We start from the raw sequence: 17,714 nt of genomic DNA on the forward strand, positions 1-17,714 counted from the left end.
AAACTGCGAAAACCAAAGAGCTTAAACGATGCTCTGGCCGGTTGCTGCCCAGTCTTTCATGAATGTTTCCAGACCTTTTTCGGTCAATGGGTGCTTCACGAGACCCTTTAGGGTTGCTGGCGGAATAGTTGCAACGTCCGCACCTACAAGAGCACAGTCTTTAACGTGGTTTGGTGTGCGGATAGATGCAGCCAGGATTTCGGTGTTGAAGCCGTAGTTGTCATAGATCTGACGGATTTCAGCGATGAGATCCATACCTTCAACATTGATGTCGTCCAGACGACCAATGAAAGGAGAGATGAAGGTTGCGCCAGCTTTAGCAGCCAGAAGTGCCTGGTTTGCAGAGAAGCAAAGGGTCACGTTGGTCTGTATGCCTTTGTCAGAAAGAGCGCGACATGCTTTCAAACCTTCAAGGGTCAAAGGCAGTTTGATGCAGATGTTGTCTGCAATAGCGCCCAGCTCTTCAGCTTCTTTCAGCATACCAGCAGTGTCAGTTGCCACAACTTCAGCAGAAACTGGTCCATCCACAAGCGCGCAGATCTCTGCGATCACTTCTTTCATTGGACGACCGGATTTCATGATAAGAGATGGGTTAGTGGTAACACCGTCGAGAAGACCGGTCGCAGCCAGCTCTTTAATTTCGTTGGTGTCAGCTGTATCAACGAAGAATTTCATGCCAGAAAGGCTCCTGATTTCCTAGCAGCCTCTCTTAGGGTACTGGGAGGCTTTGGGGGTGATTTCTGGTATGTGTTTAGCCCAGAGTGCATAGAAACAACAAGAGTAAAACCCGCTATCTCGCAATAAGGATTGGAGTTTCGTGAGTCAGCAACAGGAGTTTTTTGGAAACGTCCAGTTAAGCGAACCAGAGGTCGTCGTGCCTGTGTTGGTTCCGGTAGCTGTAGCGGGGGCATATTCCTACAAGGTACCGGCAGGAATGAACGTCAGGCCCGGTTCGATTGTTCGCGTGCCATTGGGCTCGCGGGAGGTGATCGGTGCTGTGTGGGACGGGGAACCTGATACGGCAGTGAACCCGAAAAAACTCAAAAGTATCCTGCACGTTTATGACTCCGCTCCGATTGCTGAAGACCTGCGAAAATATATTGACTGGGTTGCTGCGTGGACGCTTGGCGCACCCGGAATGGTCCTGCGCATGGTTCTTCGTTCTGAAGAAGCGCTGGAACCAGAAGCCCTGCTTTCCGGTGTGCGCTATAAGGAAGGCCAAGAGCCTGACCGCATGACTACCGCTCGTGAACGTGTGTTAGAACATGTACGCAATGGTTTGGCCTGGACACGCCCCGGCCTTGCGGGGGCAGCAGGCGTCTCTTCCTCTGTGATTGACGGTCTTAAAAAGCAAGGTGTGCTAGAAGAAGCCATGCTGCCAGCCACGCCACCGCTGCCTCATCCCGACCCAAACTTGCCCGGAAGAAAGCTAACGGACCTTCAGCAGGGTGCTGCGAATCAGTTGTGCGAGGCCGTCGGAAAGGGCTTCAAAGCCTTCTTGATTGATGGCGTGACCGGGTCCGGTAAGACCGAAGTTTATTTTGAGGCGGTTGCCGAAGCCCTAAAAAATAATGAGCAAGCCCTCGTCCTAATTCCAGAGATCGCTCTCACCTCTCAGTTTTTGGAGCGTTTTGAGCAGCGATTTGGCGTTAGACCAGCCGAATGGCACTCCCAAGTACCTCCAAAACGGCGTGCGCGAACATGGCGAGGCGTCGCAAATGGCGAGGTGAAGGTTGTTGTCGGTGCGCGCTCCGCACTTTTCCTCCCTTTTCACAGGCTCGGTTTGTTGGTCGTGGATGAAGAGCACGACACAGCCTACAAACAAGACGACCGTGTTCCTTATAATGCAAGGGATATGGCCGTTGTTCGGGGGCATATATCTGGCTTCCCAGTTGTGCTGGCAAGTGCAACACCATCTGTGGAAAGTCAGGTGAACGCCAAACTGGGAAGATACACGAGAATCGTCCTCCCAGAGCGTGCATCTGGTGCCGAAATGCCGACAATTCGTGGCATTGATATGCGCTGTGATGGGCCTGAGAGAGGAAAATGGCTCGCCCCGGCAATGGTCAGTGAGATCCAGCAAACCCTCTCAAATGGCAATCAGGTTCTGCTCTTCTTGAATCGTAGGGGATATGCCCCACTGACCCTGTGCAGAACGTGCGGCCATCGGTTTCATTGTGAAAACTGCTCAGCTTGGCTCGTCGAGCACCGCTTTAGGGGCAAATTATGTTGCCATCATTGCGGCTATTCACAACCTATTCCAGATAAATGCCCGGAATGTAGTAAGCCAGATTCTCTCGTCGCTTGTGGGCCTGGTGTGGAGCGTATTGCTGAGGATGCTTCAGCCTTGTTTCCAGATGCACGAGTCCTCGTGCTTTCCTCTGATTTGCCGGGTGGCACAGAGCGCATAAACCGCGAAATGAAGCTTGTGGAGTCCGGTGAGGTGGATATCGTCATCGGAACACAGTTGGTCGCAAAAGGGCATAACTTCCCATTAATGACCCTTGTAGGGGTGGTTGATGCTGATTTAGGCTTGGTAAATGGTGATCCAAGGGCAGCAGAGCGCACTTTTCAGCTTTTGGCCCAGGTGACGGGCCGTGCGGGTCGTATCCATGGAAAGGGCCGTGGGCTGCTGCAAACCTACAATCCAGAACAACCCGTGATTCGGGCATTGCTGTCTGGCAATCCAGAGGAATTTTACGCTGCGGAAATCGAGTCGCGTGAGAGCGCCGGGTTGCCTCCCTTTGGGCGACTTGCTGCGCTTATCATATCTGGACCGGATAGAGTGGTAACCGAAAAATTTGCAAAAGCCGTTGCAATAAATAGTCCTAGTTCAGAAGGTGTGCAGATACTCGGCCCTGCCGAGGCTGCTATGGCGCAGGTGAGGGGCAGGTACAGGTTCCGATTGCTTGCGATTGCGCCTAGGACTGTTGATTTACAAGGCTTTCTAAGAAAGTGGTTGTCCACAGCTCCCAAGCCTACCGGTGGTATTCGGGTGCAGGTGGATGTTGACCCCCAAAGTTTCATGTAGTCCAGCGGAATAAGTTTGGGGTCTTATTGTGTGCGTTGGAATACCTACGCCATGTTGCAAGCCTGTCACGCGTGTGCTATGCGAAGCGCGGCTTTATCGGCACAGTTGTCACAGATTGTGCTATTCAAATTGAATTAGACGCGACTTATCAAGGATTTGGATTCCCGGCTTGCCAGCCGCCAAGAATCTTGATTGCGCGGGAGAGCACGGATCCAGTGACTGACAACGTATCTCTCATTTCAGGTGTAGCCTCACGTTACGCTTCTGCGTTGCTTGACCTTGCTGAAGAGCAAGGTGCGACTGCAGAAGTGGAGAGAGGTCTCGACCAGTTTGAAACACTCTTAACCGAGAGTGCTGATCTTGATCGTCTTATCAAGAGCCCAGTTTTTAGTGCGGACGCTCAATTAAAGGCGATCTCTGCTATTTTGGAAAAGGCCGGAATTTCCGGCCTTACCGCAAATTTTGTGAAGTTGGTTGCCAAAAATCGGCGCCTCTTCACCGTTCCAGGCATGATCCAGGCTTTCCGTGCGCAGCTCGCTGCAAAACGTGGAGAAGTGACCGCTGAGGTAACTTCTGCAACGGAATTGGCTGCGGAGCATGTCGCTGCTCTACAAGAAGCTCTTAATGCTTCTACGGGCAAGAACGTTAAGATTGTAGTGAAGGTGGACTCATCCATTCTTGGTGGTCTGATCGTGAAGATCGGCAGCCGGATGATTGATACGTCACTACGTACCAAGCTTAACTCTCTTAAGTTCGCGATGAAAGAGGTCGGCTGATGGATATTCGGGCCGCGGAAATTTCCGCTATCCTCAAGGACCAGATCAAAAACTTCGGCCAAGAAGCTGAAGTCTCTGAAGTTGGTCAGGTTTTGTCTGTAGGCGACGGCATTGCCCGCGTTTACGGTTTGGATAATGTCCAGGCAGGTGAAATGGTTGAATTCCCAGGTGGAATTCAGGGCATGGCACTGAACCTGGAAACAGACAATGTCGGTGTTGTTATCTTTGGTAGCGACCGTGACATTAAAGAAGGCGACACGGTTAAACGTACCGGCGCCATCGTGGAAGTTCCAGTAGGCAAGGGTTTGCTGGGTCGCGTTGTCGACCCACTCGGTAACCCAATCGACGGCAAAGGTCCGATCGAAGCTACTGAACGTCGACGCGTTGATGTGAAGGCACCAGGCATCTTGCCTCGTAAGTCCGTTCACGAACCAATGTCTACAGGTCTTAAAGCTATTGATGCTTTGATTCCAATCGGACGTGGTCAGCGCGAATTGGTGATTGGTGACCGTCAAACCGGTAAAACTGCAATCATCCTCGACACCTTCCTGAACCAGAAGCCTTTGCACGCTTCTGACAACGAGCACGACAAGCTGTACTGCATCTATGTTGCAGTTGGCCAGAAACGCTCAACTGTTGCTCAGTTCGTGAAAGCTCTGGAAGATGCCGGTGCTTTGGAATACTCCATCGTTGTTGCTGCGACTGCGTCTGATCCTGCTCCTTTGCAGTATCTGGCTCCGTTCGCTGGTACCACAATGGGCGAGTACTTCCGTGATAACTCCATGCATGCTGTGATTGGTTATGATGACCTTTCCAAGCAGGCTGTTGCGTATCGCCAGATGTCCTTGCTGCTCCGTCGTCCACCAGGACGTGAAGCATACCCAGGTGACGTTTTCTACCTGCACTCCCGTCTGCTCGAGCGTTCAGCTAAGCTGAACGAAGATCATGGCCTCGGTTCTTTGACCGCGCTGCCAGTGATCGAAACTCAGGGTGGTGACGTTTCAGCGTTTATTCCGACCAACGTGATTTCCATCACCGACGGTCAGATCTTCCTTGAAACTGATCTGTTCTTCCAGGGCATTCGTCCAGCGGTTAACGTTGGTCTCTCGGTTTCTCGCGTGGGCTCTTCTGCTCAGGTGAAAGCGATGAAGCAGGTTGCTGGCCCGGTTAAGGGTGAGCTGGCTCAGTACCGTGAAATGGCTGCGTTCGCGCAGTTTGGTTCTGACCTTGATGCAACCACTCAGAAGCTTCTGAACCGTGGTGCGCGCCTGACTGAGCTGCTGAAGCAGCCACAGTTCTCTCCGCTCAAAACGGAAGAACAGGTTGCAGTCATCTTCGCTGGTGTGAACGGCTACCTGGATGATCGTCCAGTTGGCGAAGTTCGCGAATTCGAAGCTGGCCTGCTGCGCTTCCTGCGTGCAGATCATGCTGAGCTTCTCTCCGCTATCTGGGAGAAGAAAGCACTCGACGCCGATTTGACTGACAAGCTGAAAGCTGCACTGGACGCTTACGTCAAGACCCTCGGTTAATTCGAAGCAACGGGATAAGGAACGAGAGCGCCCATGGCGAGCCTCAAGGACCTAAAAAACCGCATCGCTTCGGTCAAAGCGACGCAGAAAATCACCAAGGCCATGAAAATGGTGGCCGCGGCGAAACTGCGTCGTGCCCAGGATGCTGCAGAAGCCGGACGTCCCTATGCTGAACGCATGGGGATTGTTCTCGGTAATCTAGCGGCTGGGTTCGAAGGTCGAGATGATGCGCCGAAGCTGATGACGGGTACCGGACAGGATCAGATTCATCTGCTCCTCGTCTGCACCGCAGAGCGTGGCCTCTGTGGTGGTTTCAACTCGTCAATCGCACGTTTGGCACGTGAATACGCAGATAAACTTCTTAGCGAAGGTAAGACGGTCAAGATCGTCACCGTTGGTAAGAAGGGGCATGACGCCCTGAAACGTGGTTACGGCCAATACATTGTAGAGAATATCGAACTACGCGGCCTGAAATCTATTGAGTTCAGCGACACAAAGCAGATCGGGGATCTCGTCATGGGCATGTTCCAGGATGAGAAATTTGATGTTTGCACACTGTTCTACGCGCAGTTCCAATCGGTAATCAGTCAGGTTCCGACCGCCAAACAGCTCATCCCAGCTCAATTTGAAGCGAAAGATGAAGCTGAGGACGGTTCCTCTGAAGATGCACTGTATGAATACGAGCCAGGCGAACAGGAGATTCTTGAAACTCTTCTGCCGCGTAATATCGCTATTCAGATTTTCAGCGCAATTCTTGAAAACGGTGCCTCCGAGCAAGGCGCACGCATGGCCGCTATGGACAGTGCAACGCGTAATGCCGGCGAGATGATCGACAAGCTGACAACGACGTACAACCGTCAGCGTCAGGCGCAGATCACGACGGAACTGATTGAAATTATTGCGGGCGCGGAAGCGCTCTGACCGAGTTGAGACGAGGATTTAAGTGATGGCTGACACGAAAGTCGGACAGATCACGCAGGTAATCGGCGCTGTTGTCGACGTTCACTTTCCAGGTGAACTCCCTGCAATTCTGAACGCTCTGGAAACTGACAACGGCGGTAACCGTCTGGTTCTCGAAGTTGCTCAGCACCTGGGCGAAAATACAGTACGTACAATCTGCATGGACGCGTCCGAAGGTCTCGTTCGCGGTCAGGAAGTACGTGACACTGGTGGCGCTATTGCCGTTCCAGTGGGTGACGGCACTTTGGGCCGCATCATGAACGTAATCGGTGAGCCAGTTGATGAAGCTGGTCCAATCGAGTTTGAAACCAAGCGTGGCATCCACCAGGAAGCTCCGGCATTTGTAGAGCAGTCTACAGAAGCTGAGATCCTGCCAACCGGTATTAAGGTTGTTGACCTTATCGCTCCTTACGCAAAGGGTGGTAAGATTGGCCTGTTCGGTGGTGCGGGCGTTGGTAAAACCGTTCTCATCATGGAATTGATCAACAACGTTGCTAAAGCACACGGCGGTTACTCCGTATTTGCTGGTGTTGGCGAGCGTACTCGTGAAGGTAACGACCTTTACTGGGAAATGATCGAATCCGGCGTGAACAAAGAAAAAGGTGCAGAAGGCTCTAAAGCTGCACTGGTTTACGGTCAGATGAACGAACCTCCAGGAGCACGTGCACGTGTTGCTCTGACAGGTCTGACAATTGCGGAAGATTTCCGTGATAAAGGTCAGGACGTTCTGTTCTTCGTAGACAACATCTTCCGCTTTACGCAGGCTGGTGCTGAAGTGTCCGCACTTCTGGGCCGTATTCCTTCTGCTGTGGGCTACCAGCCTACTCTTGCAACCGACATGGGTGCTATGCAGGAGCGTATTACGACCACTTCCAAGGGTTCTATTACATCTGTTCAGGCCGTTTACGTTCCTGCAGATGATTTGACTGACCCTGCACCTGCTTCCACATTTGCTCACTTGGACGCGACAACGGTTCTTAACCGTGCGATCGCTGAAAAAGGCATCTACCCTGCAGTGGATCCGCTGGATTCCTCTTCTCGTATGCTTGATCCGCGTATTATCGGTGACGAGCACTACGAAGTGGCGACAGCTGTTCAGGAAACACTTCAGCGTTACAAAGCACTTCAGGATATCATCGCCATCCTTGGTATGGACGAACTCTCTGAAGAAGATAAGCTGGTCGTGACCCGCGCGCGTAAAATCGAGCGCTTCATGTCCCAGCCGTTCTTTGTTGCTGAGGTCTTCACTGGTTCCCCAGGTAAGCTGGTTGCGCTCGAAGACACCATCAAAGGCTTTAAAGGCCTTGTTGCTGGTGAATACGACCACCTGCCAGAAGCTGCATTCTACATGGTTGGCTCTATGGATGAGGCAATCGAAAAAGCTGCTAAGTTGGCTGAGGACGCTGCTTAATCTCGGTTTTTATGAACCGGTGACTTCTTTGAGTGACGCTTCTGGTGTCACTCTTAGAAACGGATAGAGGATGAGCTAAATGGCTGAAGCATTTCAGTTTGAGCTGGTTTCACCAGAGCGCCTTCTGTTGTCGGCAAGGGTTACTGATGTAATCGTGCCAGGTACTGAAGGTGAGTTTGGTGTTGGCGCTGGTCACTCGCCGTTCTTGTCAACCATGCGTCCGGGTGTTGTTAAAGCGCTCAGCGAAGATGGTTCCAAGCACGAGTACTTCGTGCGGGGTGGTTTTGCTGACGTTTCTGCGTCTGGCATGACTGTTCTGGCGGAACAGGCGATCCCAATGGCCGATCTGGATGCCGGTTACATCGCACAGCAGATTCAAGATGCAAGTGAAGATGTGGCTGACGCAAAGGACGAAGATGCACGGCAGGCCGCACGGCTGGTACTTTCCCAGCTGTCGGAACTGCAAGCGGCGCTTAAAGCTGCTTAAAAGCATCATCGATGCCATAGAAAAACAAAAGCCTCGGCATTGCCGAGGCTTTTTTGTATCTGCAGTGCAGAAGGCCCTGTGCCTTACCAGCATCGCAAAAAACAGGGAGGAGAAACAGCCTGATATATTAGGCTGCTAGCCGTTTCTTATTAGCTGCGGCATTTGCTGCGCGCATTTCTTCAGCACGCGCTTTGCGCTGCTCAGGTGTCTCATAAACGATCGTGCGATGATGATCGCAGTAGGAGCCGTTTTCGGCGCGGTTCTTACACGGAAACGTATAACTTCCGCTGTCGCCTTCAGTCCATTTACACTGGCCGGGCTTTGGCATAACTGGTGCTTTCATCTACCTACCCTTGTTTTTTGGAGCCACAGACCAACACTTGCATGCACGCGGGAGAAGCGTGAGAGCCATGCGCGCATTTTAATCTGTAGAACCATTTTTGATTATGGGATCACCGGAAAGTTCTTTTGCTGCATTTGATGCAAACAAATTTACCGGACGGCAAAAAGATTATCTCTCCCTTCTCCAAATAGCCAGATATTTTTAGCTGTGTAAAAACACTTACACAGGAAATTCAAGGTAATTGCATTCGCCTCTTTTGAATCTCTCAATAAAAACAGATGTCTAGCTGTTATGTTGAGTTTATAAAAAATTAACCATGAGTGGAAATCTGCAAAGTGAATAAACATAAAGCACCAAATTGATTCATGAATTGTGGCGATTCATGGCTTTTCGGAATGTTTTCCGAGCACCCCGCCAGCGCTTTGAAGCGCCTGTGGATCGTCTAGGTCCTGACGAGCGGCCCTACCAACTTCAACTGTGTAGACCACTGATGGGTTTTGTTGAATGATCGGCTTGCCACCGATGTCACCCCGCAGTTTGAGCAAGTCCTCAAAGAAACTGCAATCCCACAAGACTGGATTCCCGCGCTTTCCTTGACTTGTCGAAACTCCAATTAGCTGATCCTGCTCCGGACTGCGCGCCTGCAACAAGTTGTTTATGTCTTCGGGCGTAACAAATGGCATGTCGCCCAGAAGGATAAGAGCCGCGCTCGCTTTCTCGCTAATGGCTTCGATACCAACCTTCACCGAGGATGAAATTCCCTCATTGTAATTTTCGTTATGCAGAAAGCGTACTGAGAGCCCTGATAGGGCATCTTTGATCTGAGGAGCCATTGCTCCAGTTACCACGACAACCTCATTCAACTCGCTGGCCAGAGCATTCTCTGCCACTTGGCGGACCACAGGCTTGCCGTCGATGTGAGCCAGTAGTTTGTTGTGATCACCCATGCGTGAGGAGTTACCAGCTGCAAGCAGTATGCCGCTGTAAGTGGCATGCTCACCAGCTTTCGGGAGAGGGTGATCTCTTGGTTGCGGACGACTGTGGATCTCCTTCAAGAGCCCGCCCACACCCATAGACATGATGTCGGTACGTGTGACGGGTACGTTAGCGAGCAAGCGGCGTAGGATCCAGTCAAAGCCATTTTCTTGCGGACTGCGCGCGCACCCGGGAGCACCAATGACAGGTGTTCCCTTTAGATCACCAAGTACGAGAAGATTACCAGGATCGACGGGCATTCCAAAATGGATCAGATCTCCGCCTGCTGCTTGTATGGCGGCCGGAATCACATCGCTTGGATCAACAACAGCAGATGCCCCAAAAACAACGATCAGATCGGCTTCATTAGCATCAGGCGATTGCAGGGCTGTTGCTAGCGTAGCCTCATCGTGTTGAATGCGAATATCTGCTGAAATAGTACTGGAAGCGATATCCAGTCGCTCTTGCAGCACACGCAGGCTCTTGGAGATGACGGTTTCTTTTAAATGTGGCAGTCGTGTTGAAATGACCGCGACTGTTTTTGGAGTATAGGTTGCCACAGATATCGCTTCAGAGATCTTACCAGCTGCAGTTTGAGCGAGCTGCTGGTCAACTGCCAAGGGTATGATCTTTGCTGTTGCAAGCATGCGCCCTTCGCGCACTTCGCTAAACGGTGCCAGACAGGCAAGCGTAATAGCTGGATCAATCAAGTTGGCTTGAGTTACCTTCTCTGCATTCACCTGCAAGATGCCGCTATGTGTTGCATAAAGATTGGCACGCCCTGTGAAGGGCGGAGTGGCAACGACGGCCTCGCCGCAGGCGTGTTTAGCGATCAGCTCTGCGGCCTCGTCTTCGTGCAGATCAGTGCTTTCAATTTGTACAACGCTCAGATCTGCAAAACCGGCAGTAAGCAGCGCCCGTACATCCTCTTCGCTCAGTTCATGACCCTTGGAAAGGGACAGGCCTTGGTCTTTGATTGAATGCGCAAGGTAACAACCTACGGACTTCTCTACTGAACGTGTCTCAAACTTCACGTCAAACAGCCTTCTTTTGTTCAGCTTTAGAGCCGCGCAGGGTCACTATAATTTCCGCCAGTATTGCCACAGCAATTTCAGCAGGTGTCACCCCACCAATATCAAGCCCGATAGGTGCTTTAATGCGAGCAAAGTCTTCTTCATTAACTCCAGCTGCGTGAAAGCGTTCTTTTCGCTTTGCATGTGTTTTTCTGCTTCCAAGAGCGCCGACATAAAAGCAACCGGCTCTCAAAGCCTGTTGAAGTGGTAGATCATCAATCTTAGGATCATGTGTTATGGCGACGACGGCGGTAAAGGGATCAAGCTCAAGTTGCGCCATCACGTCCTCAGGCCACTCTGCAAGCAAGGGCGTATCGGGGAAACGTTCTTGAGAAGCAAAAGCCGTCCGAGGGTCAACTATCGTCATGTCGAAACCGGCGGTTTGTGCAATCGGCACGAGCGCTTGTGTTATATGGACGGCACCAATCACAACAATGCGAGTAGCAGGGACCTGCATGCTCAAAAAGTACTCTTCCCCCCCATCAGATTGGACTTGCCCTGATTTGCCGCTTCTAACGCCCGCCTCAAAGGCAGCTGACAGCGAAGGGTCTTCTGCGTCAGACCCAAAAAGAATGACAGAGCTAGACCCTGTTGCAAGGTTTGTAAGTAAAGCAGCTGGTTGCCGTTTGGAACGCGTCTTGTTCAGCAGGCTAATGAGACTGTGGTCAGTTTCTGTCGCCAAAGGTTGCAGATAGACACTGATCTTTCCACCACAGGAAAGACCTACCCGCCATGCGGTTTCATCTGCAACGCCAAATTCGATTTTGCGTGCTTCACCGCTGTCCAGAACATCCATGGCCTCTGAAACAACTGCGCCTTCAACGCACCCCCCTGAGACTGACCCTTCAAACTCTCCGTTTTCATCAATGATTAGGTGACTGCCAATAGGGCGTGGGGCAGACCCCCATGTTTCGATAACGGTTGCCAGCACCAGCTTTCGTCCTTCAGCCTGCCAGCGTTCAACAACAGCAAGCATATCAAGATTTTCAGATAGTTCTTTAGGCAGAGTGACAACAGGCATCGCAGAAGCTCTCAAACAAACAGGGTCCCAATAGAATGAGGAGCCTAGCCTGCTTCTTCAAGGGCACGCAACAAGAGAAAGGTGTTTAGCAAAAACAAAAAAAAAGCGCCGGAACTTGCGTTCCAGCGCCTATCAGGAAAAGCTTTTGAAGATTATTCAGCAGCGATCTTTGTAATCGGACCCGCATTGAGGACAAGATCGTCCACGTGTTCCTGAAAAATCTGGAAGTTGGCAGCGAACATGTCGACCAGCTTTGCAGCCTGCATGTCATACTCTGCTGGATCACTCCAGGTGCTTCGTGGATCGAGGATACTCGTATCAACGCCTGATACAGCAACCGGGACCATGAAACCAAAGTTACTGTCTGTGCGGAACTCATGGGTGTTCAAGGACCCATCCAAAGCAGCGCGAAGCAGAGCTCGGGTTTCTTTGATCGGCATGCGGTGACCAACGCCATATGCACCGCCAGTCCAACCGGTATTGACGAGCCAGCAGTTTACGTTGTGCTCACGGATTAAATCCTTCAGCAACGCACCGTATACCGATGGGTGGCGTGGCATGAAAGGCGCACCAAAGCAGGTTGAGAAAGTTGCCTGCGGTTCGGTTACTCCACGCTCAGTACCTGCTACCTTTGCCGTGTAACCGGAAAGGAAGTGATACATTGCCTGCGCATCGGTCAACTTTGCAATTGGAGGCAGAACACCAAATGCGTCAGCTGTCAGCATGATGATGTTTTTCGGATGCGCTGCACGCCCAGTTTCACTTGCATTCGGGATGAAGTGAATTGGGTAGCAACAGCGTGTGTTTTCCGTTTTTGAGCCATCATCAAAATCTGGAACACGCATGTCATCCAACACAACGTTTTCAAGAATTGTCCCAAACCGCTGGGTTGTTGCAAAGATTTCTGGTTCAGCTTCTTCGGAGAGTCGAATAGTCTTGGCGTAGCAGCCACCTTCAAAGTTGAAGATACCACTTGGCCCCCATCCATGCTCATCATCACCAATCAGTGTTCGAGCTGGGTCAGCAGACAGTGTGGTCTTGCCAGTTCCCGACAGACCAAAGAAAACAGCCGTGTCGTCGTCATCACCAATATTTGCAGAGCAATGCATCGGCATCACGCCTACTTCTGGCAACAAATAGTTCAGCATGGAGAAGACAGACTTCTTCATCTCGCCAGCATATGCAGTACCAGCAATCAGAACGATCTTGTTGGTTAGATCACAAGCGATAACCGTTTCGCTTCGGCACCCATGACGCTCAGGATCAGCCTTGAAGCTCGGCAAATCAATGACCGTCATTTCAGCTTCAAAGCTCTTCAGGTCATCACGGGACGGGCGAAGGAGCATGTTGCGAATAAAGTGGTTATGCCAGGCCAGTTCATCGTAAACGCGGACATTCAGCCTGTGCGCAGGGTCTGCGCCTCCATAAAGGTCCTGAACATACAGCTCCATGCCTTCTGCATGTGCAAGCATGTCAGTAAGGAGAATGTCAAAGCTCTCTGGGCTCATCGCACCACTATTGTCCCACCAGATCGAATTTTCGGTCTCGGCATCACGAACAATAAATTTATCTTTTGGGGAGCGGCCTGTATGAATGCCTGTTTCAGCACAAAGCGCACCACCTGCGACGATCTGAGCTTCACCGTTCCTGATAGCATGCTCATAAAGTTCAGCTTCGGTCAGGTTCCAGTACACACTCTTGAGGCCCTTCAGTCCGAAGGTTTCACACCCAAATGCGGAATTCCGTAGTCCGAACTCTCTCATGTTCAGTAGTCCTTAATCGGCTCACAATCTACCTTGCGTCATCCAAAGGCATTAGGCCAGTGAATTTAGCGACAACACCCTTGGATGGGACAGTCATGCTTAGAAAAGCAAGATCAGAAAAGCTGTGTTTTTCTATTTAACCGATTGAAATACGACCTTTTGCTGGCATAGATTTATTTTGCTTATAAAAATAAACTCGGCGCACACACCGTTTTCAACTTTAGACGTTTAACGGTACACTTTTATGAAGAATACATGGCACTTGGCAGGTTAAACCTTGTCAAAACTGACGCTAAATGAGGAAATTTTCCAAATACCTCGCTATAACAGCGTTTTGCCTCATTTCAGGGTTAGGGAGCGAGCAACTTAATCTCCAATCCAACAATGTTGCTAAGCGTGCAAGAGAGGAATAAGGTCTCTGATATGCCAACGATTGCTCTGGTCGATGATGACCGTAACATATTGACATCTGTCTCAATTGCGCTGGAAGCCGAGGGCTATCGGGTCCAGACCTATACGGATGGAACCGTCGCTCTTGAAGGCCTCCAGGCCGACCCTCCAGATCTTGCTATCTTTGATATCAAGATGCCTAGAATGGATGGTATGGAGCTGCTGCGCCGTTTTCGTCAGATGTCTGATCTGCCCGTCATTTTTCTCACCTCAAAAGATGATGAGATTGACGAGTTATTTGGCCTGAAGATGGGCGCTGATGACTTTATCAGAAAGCCATTTTCTCAGCGCCTGCTGGTCGAACGGGTCAAGGCCGTTTTGCGCCGTGCACAACCGCGTGACGCTGCGAGCGCTGCGACGGAAACCTCCAAGCTGTTGGAGCGCGGCAATCTGGCGATGGACAAAGAACGTCATACCTGTACATGGCTTGCAAAGCCTGTAACCCTGACGGTCACCGAATTCCTCATCCTTTTCGCTCTCGCTCAACGCCCTGGCGTTGTAAAAAGTCGTAATGCGCTCATGGATGCTGCTTATGACGACCAAGTCTATGTTGATGATCGCACCATCGACAGCCATATCAAGCGTCTTCGGAAGAAATTCAAAGTGGTCGATGATGACTTTGATATGATTGAAACACTGTATGGCGTAGGTTATCGCTTCCGTGAAAATTGATCTCATGCAGCCAGTGATCTGATTGCATGAGGGTTGAAACTGCTCTGGAGCAGGCGTTCCAGAGAATTCGATAAGAGCGAATGTCGGAAAATAGAGAACAGCAAGAGCGGGAAGATATCGAAGCAAATGAAGCTTCCGATTCTCTTGAGCTGCAAAATACTGGTGCGTTCCGCTGGTTGGGGCGCCGACAGGTGCGTAAACGCGTAATCACGCGTTGGATTTCGCTCGCTGGTCTCTATGTATTTTCATCTCTGACACGGCGTATCTTGGTTCTCAATCTCGTTGGCTTGCTGGCGATGGTGATCTCCATCTTGTACTTGAACCAGTTTCAAGCAGGGTTGATTGACGCGCGCGTTCAGTCCTTGCTGGTTCAGGGCGAGATCATAGCCGGCGCAATTGCGGCTTCCACCACAAGTGATGATGATTCTCTTATGGTCGATCCAGAGCAATTGCTGCGCTTGGAAGCTGGAGAAACCACCAGCGCCCGTTCATCACTCGGTAGTCTTGATTTTCCGATCAACCCTGAGATCGTTGGGCCAATCCTGAGACGTCTGATATCGCCCACCAAAACGCGGGCCCGAATTTATGACCCTGAAGGCATGCTGATGCTGGATTCACGCCAGCTTCATGCCCAAAATCAGATATTCAGGTTCGATCTTCCTCCACCAGATGAAACCAGTGACCGCTTTTTTCAAAAAATGTGGGAAGAGTTGAAGCTCTGGATGAGGCGAGGTGAGTACCCGCCGTATAAAGAGGTTGGCCGTACCGAGGGTCGTGAGTACCCAGAAGTGGAAGCGGCTTTGGCTGGGTCCCCTGCCTCTGTTGTGCGTGTTGGCACCAAAGGCGAGATGGTTGTTGCTGTTGCAGTGCCAATTCAACGGTTCCGTGGCGTATTGGGCGCGCTCCTGCTTTCCACGCAAGGTGGCGACATTGACGATATCGTTGCAGCAGAACGCAATGCGATCTTGAAGATCTTTATTGTTGCTGCCGTTGTCGTCATGATTCTGTCAGTTTTACTCGCGGGTACAATCGCGGGTCCTGTTCGTCGCCTTTCTGAAGCCGCGCAGCGCGTCCAGTCAGCGAACAACACGAGGGAAGAGATCCCTGAATTTAAAGATCGTTATGATGAGATTGGTGATCTGGCCCGTTCGCTGCGCAATATGACAAACTCGCTTTATGATCGGATGGACGCGATTGAGAGTTTTGCGGCTGATGTGGCGCATGAACTTAAGAACCCGCTAACATCGCTTCGAAGTGCAGTAGAAACCTTGCCATTGGCAAGAAATGAGAATTCTCGCGAACGTCTGTTGGAAGTCATTCAACATGACGTAAAGCGCCTGGATCGCCTAATTACAGATATCTCCGAGGCGTCTAGGATCGATGCTGAGATGTCTCGTGCAGAATCACGTGATGTCAACATGGCGACCCTCTTGGAAGCTGTCGTCTCCATTGCGAATGAGCGAGCCGGTGATGACATCGCCCATGTGAACTTGAAATTCGAGCCTGCAAACACGGACAATGAGTTTGTGATTCATGGCAATGACCAGCGCATTGGGCAAGTCTTTAACAACCTGATTGACAATGCCCGTTCCTTTGCGCCCGAAGGAACAGCCGTTACGATCACCGCAAACCGCCAGAACAACCATATTATTATTTGGATTGACGATTGCGGGCCGGGTATTCGAGCAGAGCTTCGCGAGCGTGTTTTTGAGCGCTTTTACACCGACAGACCTGAGAATGAAGGTTTTGGAAATAACTCTGGTCTCGGGCTTTCAATCTGTAGGCAGATCATTGAAGCACATCGCGGTGAGATCTCCGCTATCAATCGAACTTTCCAAAACGACGGGGAAGAAGAAAAAGTACTTGGTGCTCGATTTGTTATCCGGTTGAGAGCTAAAACTTCCTCATGACCACACTCGATCAAAAACAAAGTGTACAAGCAGCTTCCGGCCAAGCGGTACATGCAACTTGTCTGGTTGTTGGCACAAAGGGGATCCTTATTCGCGGACCGTCTGGCACAGGGAAGACTGCTTTGGCGCTTGAGCTGTTGCAACGCGCCCAGGCAAATGGTCGTTATGCTGCCTTAGTCGCCGATGACCGTGTTTTCATTGCTGAGAAGAATGGGCGCTTGGTTGCTACTTGTCCGGATACGATTAGGGGCAGAGCAGAGCTCAGAGGGTATGGCGTAATAGAGGTTCCATCTGTCGAGACCGCGGTCGTCCACCTGGTCTTGGACTTGGAAAGCCGGGATCAGATCGACAGATTGCCAGATGAGCAGGCGCTAACCTGTGAAATTTGCGTAGTCAAATTAATTCGGCAACCGGTGCCAAAAGATGATCACTTGGCAGCTCTACGGCTGGCCAATGCACTTATTTTTACTAATCCAGTGTACAACTATTAGCCCTCTGTGTATGAACATGCTGATTTTTCTTGCACTGCAGCGTGTCCTTAAACAAAGTGTGTGTGGAATATCCATAGAGTGACACTCTGTTAGTTCGCGGGAAATATATGATTGGTCTAGTTCTTGTCACCCATGGCCGGTTGGCAGAAGAGTTCAAATCGGCTCTTGAGCATGTTGTAGGTCCTCAGGACCGGGTAGCAACCATCTGCATTGGCCCAGATGACGATATGGAACAGCGTCGTCAGGATATCCTGCGTTCTGTTGAAGCAGTCAACGACGGCGCCGGTGTCGTCCTTCTTACCGATATGTTTGGTGGTACACCTTCTAACCTAGCGATTTCCGTTATGGATGGAGGTAGCGTAGAAGTCGTCGCTGGTGTAAACCTGCCGATGCTTATCAAACTTGCAAGCGTGCGAAACGAAAAGTCGCTTGCTGACGCGGTAGAAGAAGCCCGCAGCGCAGGACAGAAGTACATCTCAGTAGCTTCACAGGTCCTGTCCGGGCAAGGCTAAAAAAATATGGATGAGTGCACAGTGCTGGCACGTGATTTAACCATCGTGAACACCCGTGGTTTACACGCGCGTGCCTCAGCCAAGCTTGTGAAGCTGGTTGAGACATTTGATGCGGACGTAAAAGTTTCCAAGGACGGGCAGACAGTTGGTGGGACCTCCATCATGGGGCTCATGATGCTTGCTGCCAGTCTAGGCTGCTCCATTCATGTTGTCATAACCGGCAACCAGAGAGAGGAGGCGCTTTGTGCGATCACTGATCTGGTTGAGGATGGTTTCGGCGAAAGAGATTAAATAAAGTCCAGTTGTTAAA

The 17,714-nt window shown here is 51.0% G+C and carries 16 protein-coding genes; 11 read left to right on the forward strand and 5 right to left on the reverse strand.

Annotated features, from left to right (window positions below):
* Positions 1-21: 21 nt before the first annotated feature.
* A complete protein-coding gene (gene fsa, locus BMZ51_RS07490; protein WP_068004325.1) occupies positions 22-675 on the reverse strand; it encodes a fructose-6-phosphate aldolase in 654 nt (217 codons plus the stop codon).
* Between the two features lie 142 nt (positions 676-817).
* Here fsa and BMZ51_RS07495 point away from each other — a divergent pair, with 142 nt between their 5' ends.
* The 6 genes from BMZ51_RS07495 (at position 818) to BMZ51_RS07520 (ending at position 8,194) form a co-directional block, all read left to right on the forward strand.
* Positions 818-3,031, forward strand: a complete 2,214-nt coding sequence (locus tag BMZ51_RS07495; protein WP_068004322.1) for a primosomal protein N' — start codon at positions 818-820, stop codon at positions 3,029-3,031.
* A 215-nt stretch (positions 3,032-3,246) separates the two neighbouring features.
* Positions 3,247-3,807: a F0F1 ATP synthase subunit delta gene (locus tag BMZ51_RS07500; protein ID WP_082825583.1), complete on the forward strand. Its 561-nt coding sequence runs from the start codon at positions 3,247-3,249 to the stop codon at positions 3,805-3,807.
* The gene (gene atpA / locus BMZ51_RS07505) at positions 3,807-5,336 is read left to right on the forward strand and encodes a F0F1 ATP synthase subunit alpha (protein ID WP_068004320.1); all 1,530 of its coding nucleotides are present in this window, start codon (positions 3,807-3,809) and stop codon (positions 5,334-5,336) included. The genes BMZ51_RS07500 and atpA overlap by 1 nt, the downstream gene beginning before the upstream one ends.
* Positions 5,337-5,369: 33 nt before the next feature.
* The gene (locus tag BMZ51_RS07510) at positions 5,370-6,257 is read left to right on the forward strand and encodes a F0F1 ATP synthase subunit gamma (protein ID WP_068004318.1); all 888 of its coding nucleotides are present in this window, start codon (positions 5,370-5,372) and stop codon (positions 6,255-6,257) included.
* Between the two features lie 25 nt (positions 6,258-6,282).
* Positions 6,283-7,707 (forward strand): F0F1 ATP synthase subunit beta, encoded by a 1,425-nt coding sequence (gene atpD, locus BMZ51_RS07515; RefSeq protein WP_068004316.1) that lies wholly within the window; start codon positions 6,283-6,285, stop codon positions 7,705-7,707.
* A 79-nt stretch (positions 7,708-7,786) separates the two neighbouring features.
* Positions 7,787-8,194 (forward strand): F0F1 ATP synthase subunit epsilon, encoded by a 408-nt coding sequence (locus BMZ51_RS07520; protein ID WP_068004313.1) that lies wholly within the window; start codon positions 7,787-7,789, stop codon positions 8,192-8,194.
* A 127-nt stretch (positions 8,195-8,321) separates the two neighbouring features.
* On the opposite strand, the gene BMZ51_RS07525 is transcribed toward BMZ51_RS07520, so the two are convergent.
* The 4 genes from BMZ51_RS07525 to BMZ51_RS07540 form a co-directional block, all read right to left on the reverse strand.
* Positions 8,322-8,537, reverse strand: a complete 216-nt coding sequence (locus BMZ51_RS07525) for a hypothetical protein (protein WP_068004310.1) — start codon at positions 8,535-8,537, stop codon at positions 8,322-8,324.
* Between the two features lie 380 nt (positions 8,538-8,917).
* Entirely contained in the window at positions 8,918-10,546 is a 1,629-nt protein-coding gene (locus BMZ51_RS07530) for an NTP transferase domain-containing protein (protein WP_068004308.1), read from the reverse strand.
* 1 nt (position 10,547) lies between these two features.
* Entirely contained in the window at positions 10,548-11,606 is a 1,059-nt protein-coding gene (locus tag BMZ51_RS07535; protein WP_068004305.1) for an XdhC family protein, read from the reverse strand.
* A 152-nt stretch (positions 11,607-11,758) separates the two neighbouring features.
* Positions 11,759-13,369 (reverse strand): phosphoenolpyruvate carboxykinase, encoded by a 1,611-nt coding sequence (locus BMZ51_RS07540; RefSeq protein ID WP_068004303.1) that lies wholly within the window; start codon positions 13,367-13,369, stop codon positions 11,759-11,761.
* A 423-nt stretch (positions 13,370-13,792) separates the two neighbouring features.
* Between BMZ51_RS07540 and BMZ51_RS07545 the strand changes: the two genes are divergently transcribed.
* The 5 genes from BMZ51_RS07545 (at position 13,793) to BMZ51_RS07565 (ending at position 17,695) form a co-directional block, all read left to right on the forward strand.
* A complete protein-coding gene (locus BMZ51_RS07545; RefSeq protein WP_068004418.1) occupies positions 13,793-14,491 on the forward strand; it encodes a response regulator transcription factor in 699 nt (232 codons plus the stop codon).
* Positions 14,492-14,571: 80 nt separating this feature from the next.
* Positions 14,572-16,401: a sensor histidine kinase gene (locus BMZ51_RS07550; protein ID WP_068004300.1), complete on the forward strand. Its 1,830-nt coding sequence runs from the start codon at positions 14,572-14,574 to the stop codon at positions 16,399-16,401.
* Complete coding sequence (locus BMZ51_RS07555) at positions 16,398-16,892, forward strand: HPr kinase/phosphorylase (RefSeq protein ID WP_068004297.1); 495 nt, start codon at positions 16,398-16,400, stop codon at positions 16,890-16,892. Before BMZ51_RS07550 ends, BMZ51_RS07555 begins: the two co-directional genes overlap by 4 nt.
* 107 nt (positions 16,893-16,999) lie before the next feature.
* Positions 17,000-17,404, forward strand: a complete 405-nt coding sequence (locus BMZ51_RS07560) for a PTS sugar transporter subunit IIA (RefSeq protein WP_068004295.1) — start codon at positions 17,000-17,002, stop codon at positions 17,402-17,404.
* Positions 17,405-17,410: 6 nt separating this feature from the next.
* Complete coding sequence (locus BMZ51_RS07565) at positions 17,411-17,695, forward strand: HPr family phosphocarrier protein (RefSeq protein ID WP_068004293.1); 285 nt, start codon at positions 17,411-17,413, stop codon at positions 17,693-17,695.
* The last annotated feature ends 19 nt before the right edge of the window (positions 17,696-17,714 follow it).

The sequence above is a fragment of the Pseudovibrio axinellae genome, assembly GCF_900110875.1.
GTDB lineage: Bacteria > Pseudomonadota > Alphaproteobacteria > Rhizobiales > Stappiaceae > Pseudovibrio > Pseudovibrio axinellae.